The following is a 13,965-nucleotide window of genomic DNA, read 5'->3' on the forward strand; positions in this document are numbered from 1 at the left end:
GGCAAACTCAAAATAATAAAAATAAATTTTTTTGCGCATTGGTTAAGCGCTTACCTAAAGGAGGAAAAAGTATGAGTAATTTACTTACAGAAGAAAAGTTGGATTTTTTGCAAAAGAAATCAGTTGAAGCAAGAAAGTTAATAGTGGAAACCGTTCACCATGCAGGAGCAGGACATATTGGTGGTCCGATGTCTGCTGTAGATATATTAGTGAATTTATATTTTAATGAAATGAATGTAAATGCCGAAGATCCAAAGGCAGAAGATCGAGATAGATTTGTATTGTCTAAAGGTCATTCAGCAGTAGCGCTGTATTCTGTTATGGCTTTAAGGGAGTATTGTCCAATTGATGAATTGAAGACATTCGATGCTTTAAACTCAAGGCTGCAGGGACACCCCGATATGAAAACTTTACCTGGATTAGACATGTCTACAGGTTCACTTGGAATGGGTATCTCCGCTGCGGTTGGTATAGCCTTAGGAGCAAAACTAAAAGGAAAATCATTTAAAACTTATTGTGTCCTTGGTGATGGAGAATCCCAAGAAGGTCAAGTTTGGGAAGCTGCTGATCTTGCATCTAAATGTAAACTTGATAATCTTGTAGCTATTCTTGATTATAATAAATTGCAACAGTTTGGCTGGCCTGGAAAAGGGAATGAAAGAGAGATTCCTATATTTAATCCTGAAGGTCGTTGGAGAGCATTTGGTTGGAATGTAGTTTATATTGATGGACATAGTCATAAAGAGATTTCACAGGCATTTGAAAAAATAAAGTCGGTAAAGAATCAACCATCCATTATTATTGCGAATACAGTTAAAGGCAAGGGAGTTTCCTTTATGGAAAATGACTATCTATGGCATTCAAGGGTACCAACAGATGAAGAGTTACAACGAGCGATTAATGAACTTGAAAAGGAGGCTTTATGATGAGCACAGTATTATCAAATGCCAAAAAGTCTATGCGAGATATATTTGGTGAGAAGTTATTGGAGTTATCCTTAAAGGATGAAAATGTATATGTGTTAGATGGAGATTTAGCAAATTCAACGAAGGTGGATATAGTCGCTAAAGGAAATTCTTCTAAGTTTTTACAAATGGGAATTGCGGAACAAAATATGATGAGTGTTGCAGCAGGATTAGCATCAACTGGTATTCAGCCTTGGGCTTCGACTTTTGCAGCATTTCTATCTAAGCGTTCATTAGATCAAATCCAGGTTCAAATTGCTCAACCGAATCTTAATGTGAAAATGGTTGGAGGATACAGTGGCCTCCTCACTGGTCTGACAGGTAAAACTCACCAATCCCTAGAAGATATTGCTATTTTTCGTACACTAGCTAATATGGTGGTTCTTGCCCCGGCAGATAGTACAGAAGTAGAGAAGATGATGGAGTTTGCCCACCAGTACCAAGGTCCAGTTTACATGCGTATCGCGAGAGATTCATATCCAGTTATTTTTGATGAACACTATGAATTCCAATTAGGAAAAGCAATTAGAGTAAAAGAGGGTTCCGATGTAACTATTATATCGACTGGTACGCAAACATCCCGCTCTTTAGAAGCAGCAGAGCTTTTAGAGAAAGAAGGAATTTCAGCAAGAGTAGTCCATATGCCAACAATAAAACCTTTAGATAAAGATGCAATTATTAAATCTGCAGAAGAAACTGGATTAATTGTCACTGCCGAGGAACATAGTATCTATGGTGGATTAGGTAGTGCTGTTGCTGAAGTGCTTGTAGAAGAAAAGCCTGTGCCAATGCTTCGGGTTGGGGTGAAGGACCGAAATTCAGAATCGGGCCCTAATGACGCTATGCTAGAAAAATATGAAATTTCTCCTAATAGTATTGTTAAAACTGTAAAGCAAGCTTTATTAAAGAAGGTGTAAGATTTTCCATTACTAAATTTAGATAATCTATTAGTTGTAACAACCACGAAAAGGATACTTGAATGGAGGAATGAGAATGACTGTTAGTCTTGTAAAAGAAAAGCTATTAATAGATGGGGAATGGATTGATACTGATCAAACCCATAAAATTTATAACAAATATACAAATGAACTTTTTACCGAAATATCAAAAGCTGACGAAAAAATGGTAGATAAAGCAGTGGAGGGGGCTTTTAAAGCATATAAAAAAGAGAATTTTCCACCGCAGCAACGTTATAAGGTTTTAATGAAAACTGCTGAACTGCTTCTTGAAAAGCTTGAAGAAATAGCTAAAATTATTGCCCAAGAGGGAGGAAAACCTATTACTGAAGCGAGGACAGAGGTTAGAAGATCTGTTTCAACCTTCCAAATGGCTGCTGAAGAAAGCAAGAGACTAGTAGGGGAGATCATTCCCAATTATAATGCAGAAGGACGATTTATTTATACTGTTAAGAAACCAGTTGGAGTAGTTGTAGCAATAACTCCATTTAATTTTCCGCTGAATCTTGTGTCACATAAGGTAGCACCTGCTTTAGCAGCAGGTAATCCAGTTATTATTAAGCCAGCATCTGATACAGCCACCACTACTATAAAACTAAGTGAAATTTTAGTTGAAGCGGGTGTTCCAAAGGGTTATCTACACTGTTTAGTCGGCAGTGGAAGTGTTGTTGGTGAACAGTTACTACAAGATGAGAGAATAGCACATTATACTTTTACTGGCTCACCAGAAGTTGGCAAACATATTCAAAAAACCATTGGGTTTAGAAAAGCAACATTGGAACTTGGCGCTAATTCTGCAACAATCGTTCATCATGATGGTGATATTGAAGCAGCTGCTAGTAAATTAGCAAAGATGGCTTTTGCCAATGCAGGTCAAATTTGTATTTCTGTCCAAAGAATCTATGTACAGGAATCCATTAGGGAAAGATTTCTAGAAATGTTCTTACACCAAGTATCTTTATTAAAAGTTGGTGATCCACTAGATCCTGAAACGAATGTAGGACCGATGATTAGTGGAAAAGAAGTTGCACGTATTGAATCGTGGGTTAAAGAGGCAGAATTACAAGGTGCAAATATTGAAATTGGTGGAAAACGTGAAGGCAACATTTTTTATCCAACGGTACTCACTAATGTGACAGGTGACATGAAAGTATTACGTGAGGAAACATTTGCCCCAGTTGTTTCCGTTATTCCTTATGATACGATTGAAGAAGCAATTGATATGGTAAATGATTCAAAATATGGTTTACAAGCTGGAATATATACGAAAGATCTAGCACTAACATATAAAATACCTTATTTATTAGAAGTTGGTGGTGTGATTATTAACGATACATGTTGCTATCGTATAGATCAAATGCCATATGGAGGAGTAAAAGAGAGTGGTCTAGGAAAAGAAGGTCCTGCTTTTGCTATTAAGGAATTAGTAGAAGATATTACAGTAGTAGTTAATTTAGAATAGTCAAGTAAATATTATGAAATATATAATGTGACTGTAAATCTAAAAAATAGATTGCATATGACTATAAAATAAAAACCAAAAAGACCTCGCTGGCTATGGATTTCCCCATTTCAAGTAGACAGGGGAAATAATTAAAATGTTTAAGCAGCCTTAGTTTTATATTCTTTTGGAAATAAAAAACTCCCTCAAGGAAAACAGATTTTTATATTTTAATCTGTCTACCTTAGGGGGAGCATATCAAAATGGACAAGACCTTTTCCCAACAAAATAAAATCATTTTCCTTCTTATTGCTCAACCCAAATAACACCCGCCAAGCATTTTCATAACGATCCCAACCTAACCATGTAAACCAAACAATAGAATTAAATTCTAACGATCCAATAATGATTGGCTAAATAAGGTACTTATTTGCTATGTACCCGTATTTACCGCTATCTATTGTACGCTCACTGGTAAGATGGAAACATTTTAGGTGTACCACTGTATAAAGTTCATCGATAACTACATTCTCATTAAAATTAATTATTTGGTGGCAAACTCCGCAACATAGATTGCCAATAACTGATTGCATTTTTTCCACTCCTTCTTAAATGTATTCGATATAAATTAACCTTTTCCTTCCGCACTATTGCTGTTTATATACAATTATAAATGGCAAGTGGCTCCCAATACCAATTTTGGCTCATGCAATTTATCACACGTTCTATTTATTAGGTCTAATTAAAATATCCAGCAGATGTCGATACAATCTCGAAATGGAGTATTGGAATGCGTTTGCCATTTACAGGTCCAGTTGAGCAGCGAGATATCAATGGATTAGACACACATCTTGCAATTAATTAATATGTTTACCCGACACTGGAGAATACGGAAGAGCCTCTAGAAATACTGAAAAATCATGTTGCAGATGAAGCGGTAGGAATAAAAACAGGTAGAGGTTTTTATGATTGGAAAGCAATTGATGTTGATAGATATTTAGAAAATAAAATTCAATTATTGATAAAGCTCAGTACAATGATGAAAATGTCAGAGGAGCGAGAGTCTTGAAGAATATTGCATTTGTTAAAAAATCAGATCAGAAACATGATGTTTCTTTTGTAGAACAGGAGCTGCCTGAATTAAAGCCAGATGAATGTGTAATCAAAGTCAATGCTGTCGGTATATGTGGCAGTGATTTGCATATGTATGAAGGCGCTAAGGGCTATGAATGGGTTACATATCCTTTAGTATTAGGGCATGAAGTAACAGGAACGATTATTGAGGTTGGACAAGATGTATCAGAAGATTTCCTTTCTAAGCGAATCGTGATTGATCCTTAGATAAGCTGTGGCGTTTGTGACTTCTGTAAAAAGGGTGAGACAAATCGCTGTGATAATAGCTCATACAAAATAGTGAAAGTACCTATTGAATCTTTACGCTATCGATTTCGTGAAGCGGGTGGATTAGCGAAATATATGATAGAAAAGGCAGATAATTGTATTGTTATTGAAGATGCTATTTCTGATGAAGTGACAGCAATTTCAGAAACATTAGCGGTGAGCTATACTGCTGCCATTAAAATACCAGAACTCGAGAATAAAAGGATCAGTTGTTGGTCCAGGACCAATTGATTTAGGTGTCTTAGCTATTTTAATTGGAAAAGGGAATCAGCAAGCAGATATTTTGGGAACGAGTATGGATGCGGAGCGGCTGCATTTAGCTCTAGAAATTGGAGCAAAAAAGACTTTTATGAGTCCGGAAGACAATTTAAATGATGAGGCATTTTCAGGTTATGATGCAGTGAATGATTGCTTCGCTCATCCTAGTGTGCCAGCAAATGCTGCGAAACTCTTAAAAAGGGGAGGGCAGCTTGTATTGGTCGGTATTAATAATTCAGCGTTCTCTGTCGCAATGGATCAAGTAGTTCGCGGGGAAATAACGATAAATGGGAGTTACGGTATTACACGAAAGAATTATGAAGAAGTGAGATTGTAATATTAACTGTGTAAGTAAGAATTGTACGCTCTCTACTTACACAGTTTAGTTTACACTCCCACTAATGGGTTTTTATCACTTATTTAAGAAACTTTGGTTTCTTCTAAGTTGTATCTCGTGCACCATATCAATGCTTTGAATCACTAAAGAAGGCCTTATAAAGAAAAAACCACCGAACTGGTGGTTGTAAAATTTCTGGAAGGAATACTTATAATGAAAGACCTCTATCTTTTTTGCTCTCTTTTTCTACCTTCTGTTCTTTATTATTCTGTTTTTCCTTTTTTTGTTGAATATGCTTATCAAATTGTTCTGTCTCTTCTTTAAAGGACTTACCGAATCCGTCTTTATCAGCTACTTTTTACATATTGTTTTTTTGGGGTATCGTCAGGGAAATGCGGATTACGCTCTGTTATATATCCATAGAATTGTTGTTACAGAATCACTACTATTTTCCCAAGATTTTGATAGCGAACCATCCATTGTCATGGTATCTCCTTCACTTAGAACATAATTTACATTCTCCACTTCAATTTCCAATTTCCCTTCTAGAATTAATAAAAATTCATCCACTCCATTGTTAGAAAACTTACTAGAAGTTGATGCACCAGGGTTTAGCTTAGAAAGGTATACCTCTAATTTGCTATCAGGGTGTGTCAGTAAATATTCTAGCATATTATTTGTTGATCCAGAGGATAAAGAAGGTCTTTCGCTTTTTCGAATAATGACTGGTTTTTTACTTTGGCTCTCCTGATTAACATTGTCACTAAAAAGCATAGTCAATTTAACATCAATTGCATCAACTAATTTAATAATAGAATCGATGGAAGCATTTGTGAGTCCTCTTTCAAATTGACTAATAAAACTAGGAGTTAATCCAGTTTTTTTACTTACCTTGTTAATAGAAATACTTTTATTCAATCGCATATCTCTAATTTTTTTACCAATCTCTATTTGAGAATATTCTTCCAATTATTTCCCCCCTTAATGTAAAACACATTGACTGCATATATAATAACAAATTTCATATCTCCAAACACCATGATTAAATGGAAGCTAGCTGAATAAACAGTATCGGTTATGCTATGAGTTGGGGATTAACAAAAAATGTTTTTTTGAATTAATATATATGTTATATTAATTATAGCTTAATTAACTCACACTTAATAGGTCGTGAGTGAATAAAATAGGGGGAAAATTATCGTGGTTAAAGAGGCTTTATTAGAAAAAATTGAAGAATATAGAGAGATAATGATTTCATTGAGTGATTATAATGATTTGAATTCTACAGTGGTCATTGAATCCAGCATGGAATTAGATGAATTAATTAATGAATATCAAAAACTTTCATAGTCATCACATAACATCACTATGATTACACTATTAATAGATGGATTATACTGCAATATCAAAAGGTCTACTAAACCTTAGAGTTTAGTAGACCTTTTGGATCTTAAAATGTTATAGGGAGACAAATTATTCTGATTGTAGGTAATAATAAAACCGTTTTCATTTATTTGCTCCCTTAGTTAATATTACATGACAATCTAATTTAATTTTTTGCCAAAGCTAGTTCCTGTTCTTGCAGATATTTTTCTACACGTTTACTAGTAGTTATTCCAGTCTCAATAGCTCCATCCATATAACCAACCCAGCCTTTGGCGAAATCTGATCCAGCCAAGAACAATCCGTTTTCCGTGTTAGGAACTTCTTTAACATATTTTGATAACTGATTTTTCTTTAATACTCCCCATGTTCCTTGAGAAAACTCATCCTTTACCCAATTATGTCCAGCACTTTCAATTACTTCAATATCAGGTAGCCAATGACGAAATGCTTTCTCAACTTCTTTAGGATCTTCCATATTCAGAGTTGAATCGTTACCGAAGCCCATTAGGATAGCTTCATCTCCGTCTATATATTCTGCATGAGCACTGTTCACTGGATATTCTGGGCCCGCTTTCAATTTCACTGAACTCGTAAGTCCACGTACTTTTGCCCATACTTTTATCCCTCTGCTTGATTGTTTTTCGGATGAGAATTGGCGTAATTCAGCCGGTAAAGCTGGCTTAAATTCAATATTATTAATTACATTTACTGGTACTGCAACAATCACAGATTTGGCTGTGAAATCGCTTCCATTTCTGGTAGTCACTTTATAACCCTTATCTGTCTTTTCAATTACTGATACAGGAGTAGATAGTTGCAAGTCTGCTTTACTATCATTGGCGATAGATTCGATTAGCGATTTAGTACCGGTTTCAATACTAAATAATTCAAACGTGTCTTGAAACTGATTCATATCATGACCTGTGAGGGCAGCCCATCGATAAGCTTGCGCCAAGCCAGGTTGATCCAAGTCATCCGTACTAGTATATTCACTCCAAGTAGATTCTAGTATACTATAGACATCTTTACTTACCAATGGTTTTACTGCTTTTAATCTATCTGCCACAGAAAGATGATCGACTTCCTCTAAAGTATTGTCAAAGAAAGGATTATATGGACGAGGAAAGTAATCTCGGCCACCCTTTAAGAATTCTTCCATACCAATCATGTGTTTTTCTTGCAATTCTTCATATGTTCCGGACTTCACTTTACCGTCTTTAATCCAGTACGCTTTCTCCATTGTTGGACTTTCTCTTACTTGTAAGTTATAGCGTGTAAGTTCCGCCCACATATGAGGCTGGTTCCAATGAACATAGGTTCCACCTATTTCAATGTTCTTACCCAATCGATTATCTGTCCAAGTTCGACCACCGATACGATTTCTTCCCTCTAAGACCAACGTTTTGAACCCTCTATTACTTAGCTCTCTTGATGCTGTTACTCCAGAAAATCCAGCTCCAACAATGATTACATCATAATTAGTACTTGTCATTTTTAATATCCTCCTCTTATTATTTTTTAAAAATTGAATAGCTTATATTCCCTCCTATTAAGTATAACTTAGTTAAGCTATACTTAATATACTTTATATTATAAACATTAATATTTTAATGAAAAGTAGGAATTTTAAAATCATATAGATTTTTTTAAAAATGTACTATACGCATATATATAATATATACCTTTAAAAATTATAGTATGCATAATCATACTATATGATTAAAAAGACCATACTGTACAATGTAAAAAATAGATATATACTAGTATCTATTAAGTATAGCTTAATAATACTTACCAATAATTAAATTATAGGAGGATAATCATGACTAAACCATTAGCTAGCAAACCAGGATTTGAAATCTTTAAAGTAGCAGATTTAGAAAAAAAATATCCATTACTAGATTTAGGTAAAATGATTGACAAACGAGGAGTAAACAGCGAAATTGTAGATATCCCAATAACGGAATCGTTAAATCCACTTACAATCGGCTTGTTCTCAATGAAGCCAGGAGATTCATTTGATTTCTTATATGAAACACTAGAATTCAAAGTTGTAACAAAAGGGAAATTTGTCCTCCGTGACGAAGAAGGCAACCGTCACGTTGCAGAAACAGGAGATATAATCCTATTCTCACCAAATGTACCAGTTGTATTTGATGGTGAAAGTGATGGAGAGGCAATCTACACGAAACATGCACCAGCTGATCCAGGAATGATGAATTAATTAATATACATTGAAATAATAAAGCCAATGTTTTCTTAAATAGAAAACATTGGCTTTATTCATATAGAATTAACATATGTTTTCAGAATTTTGTTGTCTTGTCCACGAGAGGAAGAAGTATCTATTTAATAAACTGATGCATTTGTAGGGGGGGATAGATTTAATTCAACAAGTCATGGAAAAATACTAGAAGCTGAAGCACTAGAGAAAAAAGCAAACGATAGTAATAGGGTGAATATACTGAATAATAAAACCCGTTCTTCTAGTAAATGTATACTCTACTACTTTATTAAATTAGACCCCATTGATCTTGCGTAGAAGTGGGCCCACATCATAAAAAAGGTGTGGGCCATTTTTCAATTAATATAGTAGTTACTCTATGGCAAAGCAACAGACTACCAACCTATTAAGGTTGTTTTCTCTTTAATCTTGATTAATTCAAGTCGGTTTATTAACGCTTTTAGATTAATTTTTTAAAGGATAAAAGATTAACACTCCAACCAATAGAAAAGTGATCAGTCCTCCGAGTCCAGAAGTTATAAGAGAAGTTTCTGCTGGATACTGCCATTTAAGGAACCCTAGAATGAGAGCTAGTATCCATCCGATAATATGAATTTTTGTTTGTCGTTTCAATTCTTATTACCTCCAAAAGGAATTGTCTTGTTAGCGCTCTTTTTTCACAAATGTACCAGCTGCAACGGTTTATTGTTACGCAATCGTTCTTTCCCTTGGTAATGAACACTGTTATTTCCACTCTCATCTGAAATCTCAATCGTGCAATTGAAAAGATCATTGAGAAAGGTTGATCTGCCTATGAAATTCCCTTTGCTAATAAACTATACAAACATAATGGTGAAGATGCAAAGTATAATAACGTAAGTCCAATTTAATTATTTTGTTAATCCTAAATGTTCACGGAAGGTGTGACCTTCATAATTCTTTCTGAAGAGACCTCTTCTTTGCATTTCAGGAACAATCAGTTCCACAAAGTCTTCTAAACTGCCTGGTAATGTAGGAGGCATAAGATTAAATCCGTCAGCAACACCAGCTTCAAACCAGACCTCCATCTGATCCACAATGTCTTCGGGTGTACCTATCAATGTATGATGTCCACCGCCTGCACTAAGATAACCTAGTAATTCTTTTACTGTAGGTTGTGTATCATGAATAATTTCCAGTATTGTTTCGTAACGTCCAACTGGACCAGTAAATTCTTCTACTGGAGGTAATGGAGGTACTGCTTTATCAATTTCCCAATTTGAACAGTCCTGCTGAATAAAGAAACTCAACTGTTTTAAAGCAGTTTCGATAGGTAATTGCTCATCTAATGCTGCTTTTTTGCCTAAAGCTTCCTCACGCGTATGCCCTACATAAGTGACTAGGCCAGGGAATACTTTAATATGTCTATTGCTGTCTTCGCTTTGTTTAACTTGTTCATCTAATTTTTTACGAAAACTTTTTGCTTGCTTTAAGTTCCACGACACGGAATAGACTGCATCGGCATATTTTGCGGCTAATGCAATGCCTTGTTTAGATGCTCCCGCTTGCATGGATACTGGTTTGCCTTGCGGACTTTTGGGTGTGGTGGATGGGCCATGCACTTTAAAATACGTACCATCGTGATGAAAAGGCTGAATGTTTGATGGATTTATCAATTTCCTTTCTTCTCGATGATGCAGAAACGCATTATTGTCCCATGAAAGAAATAACTTGTTCATTAAAGCAGCGAATTCATCTGCCTTTTCATAACGTTTGTCACGAGGTGGCAGTTCTTCCATACTATGATTCATCGCCTCAAAATCAGTCATGGAGGTAACGAGATTCCAGCCAACTCGCCCTTTTGTAATATGGTCTAAACTTAAGAGCTGTCGTGAAGCTGTGAAAGGATTAGAAAAAGTGCTTGAAATTGTTGCAACTAATCCAACATGATTTGTCACTTGCGAAATAGCTGTTAAATTGACTACTGGATCAAACCAAAATGCTGGCATATCACTGGCATTTTTAGCTGGAAATGATTGATTATCAGCAAAAAATACTGCGTCAAAATAACCTTTTTCCGCTACTTGTGCTAAAGATTGATAATAAGAAATATCCCCAATATGTTCAACGCTTGAGTCAGGCATTAACCAAGCAGCTTGATGGTGTCCACAACCATACAGCAAAATACCTAAATGCAGTTGTCTTTCTTTCGTTTTTGTCATTTTATTTGCACCTCAACATACATCATTATTAACTGTCTTGTATATTCCGTTTTTGAAGGATCAGCTATCGTATTTTAAGCTATTAGTTCATTGTCAAACCGCCGTCTATTGTGAAATTTTGACCTGTAATACCGTCTGCATTTTCCGAAGATAAATAAGCGACCATATTGGCTACATCTTGAGGTGTAGTCACTTTCTTCAATGGCGTTGATTGAGCAATTAAATCGAATACTTCTGGTGTTGTAACGGCACTCGCGTTAGTTGTTTTTAATAATCCACCTGAAACTACATTCGCTTTTATACCATATACACCTAATTCGGAAGCGATATTCCGTGTAAAACCTATTAACCCAGCTTTAGCTGTTGTATATTCGTGATAGGGTACAACAGGATTTTGATATAAATTTGTACCGATGCTTATAATACTTCCATTTTGCCGTTCAATAAATTGGGGGATGACGCTTTGAATTACATTAAAAGCTGCTTTTAACGTACCATCTAGTTGTTTTTGATAATCATCCCATGTAAGTTCTGTGAAGGATTTTTGTTTGGTTGGATCAAACTTGAAATCTACCAATGCATTATTGACGACAACATCTATTTGGCCAAAATATTCCGTTGCTTTTTTTATCAATTCATCTACTTCTTTACGATTTGTTACATCAGCCTGAATTGCAATAGCATTCTCTTCACCAATCTCAGAAACGAGCTTCTCAGCAGCTTCTTTGCTTTGATAGTAGTTGATAACCACTTGAAATCCTTGCTGTGCCAATGTCTTTACAATAGTTGCCCCTAACCCTCTGCTGCTTCCTGTTACTAATACTGTTCTAGTCATCCTAACAACTCCTATTAATAAAATGATAGATAAAATAAAAATACGCAACCATCCCATAGGAAAGCTGCGTAAAAACAAATAACTACATATTAAAAATAAGGCATAAACGTTCTTTAAGTATGTATTTAGAGTTTACACTTTCCTACGCTAGTTTCAACTAGTTCAGGTTCAAAGGGTTTGAGTAATACTCATCTCAGTTAAATAACACCCCTAGTGCATATAATTAAGTTATATTCAATGTTATAATCTTAAGAAATTTATGTCAAGGGAATAGGGCTGGTTAACATAATTTTATGATTTTTGCTATAAAACGTGATTGTTTTTTTATTCAATTTATACTCTTAATCATAATGGATTCATATTTATAATCGATCATTAATTAACAAGTTTAGGTTTCTTAAAAGGTTAGTTTAAATTAGAGTTCATAACAATGAAATCATTTGGATCCTTAATTTTAAAAACCTTCATATTTAGCAAATTGTTCAAATGTATTTTCATTATCTATCAAACCACATATTCCACATTGAATACGGTATTTTGGCCCCTTATACATCTGATGGAACATTTCTGTATTCTCATCTGTATAACTTTCCAGTAATTCTCCAGTTTTTGCATCTAGTTTAACAGGTATTGCGATTTGCTCAATGAGATTAAAGCGGGATTTATTTGTTTTGCAATTTGGACAACGGTATGGCTTCATCCGTATTGCACCTCCATATGTCTTTTAGTGATGACGGTCATTTTCTGATTTTCATGTTTATTGTGGCCTATTTGCTTTTTATTATTCGGGAAACTGTTTGTTTGGGGAGTTTTGTTTTGGTTAATGAGCTTCTAAAACTTTAATATGGAACAATTTACTCTTTTCGTATTTATTGATAAAAATTAAAAATTCCTATTGAAAAGTAAACGCATTCATATTATAATATGATAAAACGTTTTACTATATTATCATGCATTTAACATAGATTATAGGGGTTAAATATAAGATATTTAAGTATATATAATAAAACGTTTTACTATGTATAGGAGGGGCGAAATGAAAAAACTGTATGGTGTTACTACAGCAATGATAACTCCGATGTATGAAAATGGAGAAATCAACCTAGAAGGCACGAAGGAATTAACGAATTTTTTAATTGATAAGGGTGTTGATTGTCTTTACCCATTAGGAACAACAGGAGAAATGTTTAAGCTTTCGGTATCTGAGAGGAAAAGGGTTGCTGAAGCGGTTATTCAAACAGCGAATAATAGGGTGAATGTTTTTATCCATGTTGGTGCTATGAATCAAAGAGATACAATTGATTTGGCCCAGCATGCATATGAAGCTGGAGCAGATGGTATTGGTGTCGTTACACCTGCATTCTTTAGCGCAAATGATTATGAAATTGAAGAATATTATGCAACAGTTTCAAAGAAACTACCAAGTGATTTCCCTATTTATCTATATAGTATTCCTCAGCTATCAGGAAATGAGTTATCCATCCCAGTTGTAAAAAAATTAGTAGAAAAATATGAAAATATAATAGGAATTAAATATAGTTATCCTGATTTTGTGATGTTAAAAGATTACTTAGCTGTTGGAAATGATGGATTTTCCGCATTAACCGGTGCAGATTCCTTATTCTTACCTGCGTTGGCACTGGGATGTGATGGTGTGGTTTCAGGTGTTTCCTGTGTTTTCCCAGAACCATTTGTTGAGATATACAAAGCTTATCAAAATAAAGAATTAGATAGGGCAAGAGAATTACAAAGACATGCAGACAAGTTAATTACATTATTAAAAGGTGGTTCTAATATGTCTTATTTTAAAAAGGCTATTGAATATAGGGGAATCCAAGCAGGTTCTGTTAAAGCACCTCAATTAGATATCGGCAGTCAGGAGGAAAAAGAACTGATTGAAAAACTCGATGGGTGGAAGTTAAACATTCCTTTGGTAATCCGATAGCCTTTCCGTTATTCTG

General features: G+C 34.9%; 13 protein-coding genes, 1 pseudogene and 1 riboswitch. Of the genes and pseudogenes, 8 read left to right on the forward strand and 6 right to left on the reverse strand.

Going from position 1 to position 13,965, the window contains the following annotated elements:
* The first annotated feature begins 71 nt into the window (after positions 1–71).
* The 5 genes and pseudogenes from NSQ77_RS15065 to NSQ77_RS15085 all read left to right on the forward strand — a co-directional run bounded on the left by NSQ77_RS15065 (position 72) and on the right by NSQ77_RS15085 (position 5,358).
* Positions 72–926 carry a transketolase gene (locus NSQ77_RS15065; protein ID WP_339226860.1) on the forward strand — a complete coding sequence of 285 codons (855 nt, stop codon included), beginning with the start codon at positions 72–74 and terminating at the stop codon, positions 924–926.
* Positions 926–1,882, forward strand: a complete 957-nt coding sequence (locus tag NSQ77_RS15070) for a transketolase family protein (RefSeq protein WP_339226862.1) — start codon at positions 926–928, stop codon at positions 1,880–1,882. The genes NSQ77_RS15065 and NSQ77_RS15070 overlap by 1 nt, the downstream gene beginning before the upstream one ends.
* A 76-nt stretch (positions 1,883–1,958) precedes the next feature.
* The gene (locus NSQ77_RS15075) at positions 1,959–3,383 is read left to right on the forward strand and encodes an aldehyde dehydrogenase family protein (protein ID WP_339226864.1); all 1,425 of its coding nucleotides are present in this window, start codon (positions 1,959–1,961) and stop codon (positions 3,381–3,383) included.
* 1,044 nt (positions 3,384–4,427) lie between these two features.
* A pseudogene (locus NSQ77_RS15080) lies at positions 4,428–4,994 on the forward strand (alcohol dehydrogenase catalytic domain-containing protein).
* Positions 4,990–5,358, forward strand: coding sequence for a zinc-binding dehydrogenase (locus tag NSQ77_RS15085; protein WP_339231025.1), 369 nt, complete (start codon positions 4,990–4,992; stop codon positions 5,356–5,358). The pseudogene NSQ77_RS15080 and the gene NSQ77_RS15085 overlap by 5 nt, the downstream one beginning before the upstream one ends.
* A 399-nt stretch (positions 5,359–5,757) precedes the next feature.
* Here the strand turns inward: NSQ77_RS15085 and NSQ77_RS15090 are convergent, their stop codons facing one another.
* Positions 5,758–6,327: a helix-turn-helix domain-containing protein gene (locus NSQ77_RS15090; RefSeq protein ID WP_339226865.1), complete on the reverse strand. Its 570-nt coding sequence runs from the start codon at positions 6,325–6,327 to the stop codon at positions 5,758–5,760.
* A gap of 231 nt (positions 6,328–6,558) precedes the next feature.
* Here NSQ77_RS15090 and NSQ77_RS15095 point away from each other — a divergent pair, with 231 nt between their 5' ends.
* Complete coding sequence (locus NSQ77_RS15095) at positions 6,559–6,708, forward strand: aspartyl-phosphate phosphatase Spo0E family protein (RefSeq protein ID WP_339226866.1); 150 nt, start codon at positions 6,559–6,561, stop codon at positions 6,706–6,708.
* Positions 6,709–6,907: 199 nt separating this feature from the next.
* On the opposite strand, the gene NSQ77_RS15100 is transcribed toward NSQ77_RS15095, so the two are convergent.
* A complete protein-coding gene (locus NSQ77_RS15100) occupies positions 6,908–8,236 on the reverse strand; it encodes an NAD(P)/FAD-dependent oxidoreductase (protein ID WP_339226868.1) in 1,329 nt (442 codons plus the stop codon).
* Between the two features lie 330 nt (positions 8,237–8,566).
* Between NSQ77_RS15100 and NSQ77_RS15105 the strand changes: the two genes are divergently transcribed.
* Positions 8,567–8,968, forward strand: coding sequence for a hypothetical protein (locus NSQ77_RS15105; RefSeq protein ID WP_339226869.1), 402 nt, complete (start codon positions 8,567–8,569; stop codon positions 8,966–8,968).
* Between the two features lie 465 nt (positions 8,969–9,433).
* On the opposite strand, the gene NSQ77_RS15110 is transcribed toward NSQ77_RS15105, so the two are convergent.
* The 4 genes from NSQ77_RS15110 to NSQ77_RS15125 form a co-directional block, all read right to left on the reverse strand.
* On the reverse strand, positions 9,434–9,601 hold the full coding sequence (locus NSQ77_RS15110) for a hypothetical protein (protein ID WP_339226870.1): 168 nt from the start codon (positions 9,599–9,601) through the stop codon (positions 9,434–9,436).
* A gap of 257 nt (positions 9,602–9,858) precedes the next feature.
* Positions 9,859–11,169, reverse strand: coding sequence for an LLM class flavin-dependent oxidoreductase (locus NSQ77_RS15115; RefSeq protein WP_339226871.1), 1,311 nt, complete (start codon positions 11,167–11,169; stop codon positions 9,859–9,861).
* Positions 11,170–11,251: 82 nt separating this feature from the next.
* Complete coding sequence (locus NSQ77_RS15120; RefSeq protein WP_339226872.1) at positions 11,252–12,004, reverse strand: 3-oxoacyl-ACP reductase; 753 nt, start codon at positions 12,002–12,004, stop codon at positions 11,252–11,254.
* 122 nt (positions 12,005–12,126) lie between these two features.
* Positions 12,127–12,226, reverse strand: a riboswitch (TPP riboswitch).
* 232 nt (positions 12,227–12,458) lie between these two features.
* Positions 12,459–12,704, reverse strand: coding sequence for a DNA alkylation repair protein (locus NSQ77_RS15125; protein WP_339226873.1), 246 nt, complete (start codon positions 12,702–12,704; stop codon positions 12,459–12,461).
* 336 nt (positions 12,705–13,040) lie between these two features.
* On the opposite strand from NSQ77_RS15125, the gene NSQ77_RS15130 reads away from it, so the two are divergent.
* Positions 13,041–13,949 (forward strand): dihydrodipicolinate synthase family protein, encoded by a 909-nt coding sequence (locus NSQ77_RS15130; protein WP_339226874.1) that lies wholly within the window; start codon positions 13,041–13,043, stop codon positions 13,947–13,949.
* Positions 13,950–13,965: the final 16 nt, after the last annotated feature.

It is taken from the genome of Oceanobacillus sp. FSL K6-2867 (genome assembly GCF_037963145.1).
Taxonomy (GTDB): Bacteria; Bacillota; Bacilli; order Bacillales; family Amphibacillaceae; genus Oceanobacillus.

Bases quoted from the DNA above. Each gene is read 5' to 3' on its own strand.
- NSQ77_RS15065 (WP_339226860.1), top strand. From the start codon at position 72: ATGAGTAATTTACTTACAGAAGAAAAGTTGGATTTTTTGCAAAAGAAA.
- NSQ77_RS15070 (WP_339226862.1), top strand. From the start codon at position 926: ATGAGCACAGTATTATCAAATGCCAAAAAGTCTATGCGAGATATATTT.
- NSQ77_RS15075 (WP_339226864.1), top strand. From the start codon at position 1,959: ATGACTGTTAGTCTTGTAAAAGAAAAGCTATTAATAGATGGGGAATGG.
- NSQ77_RS15100 (WP_339226868.1), bottom strand. From the start codon at position 8,236: ATGACAAGTACTAATTATGATGTAATCATTGTTGGAGCTGGATTTTCT.
- NSQ77_RS15105 (WP_339226869.1), top strand. From the start codon at position 8,567: ATGACTAAACCATTAGCTAGCAAACCAGGATTTGAAATCTTTAAAGTA.
- NSQ77_RS15115 (WP_339226871.1), bottom strand. From the start codon at position 11,169: ATGACAAAAACGAAAGAAAGACAACTGCATTTAGGTATTTTGCTGTAT.
- NSQ77_RS15120 (WP_339226872.1), bottom strand. From the start codon at position 12,004: ATGACTAGAACAGTATTAGTAACAGGAAGCAGCAGAGGGTTAGGGGCA.
- NSQ77_RS15125 (WP_339226873.1), bottom strand. From the start codon at position 12,704: ATGAAGCCATACCGTTGTCCAAATTGCAAAACAAATAAATCCCGCTTT.
- NSQ77_RS15130 (WP_339226874.1), top strand. From the start codon at position 13,041: ATGAAAAAACTGTATGGTGTTACTACAGCAATGATAACTCCGATGTAT.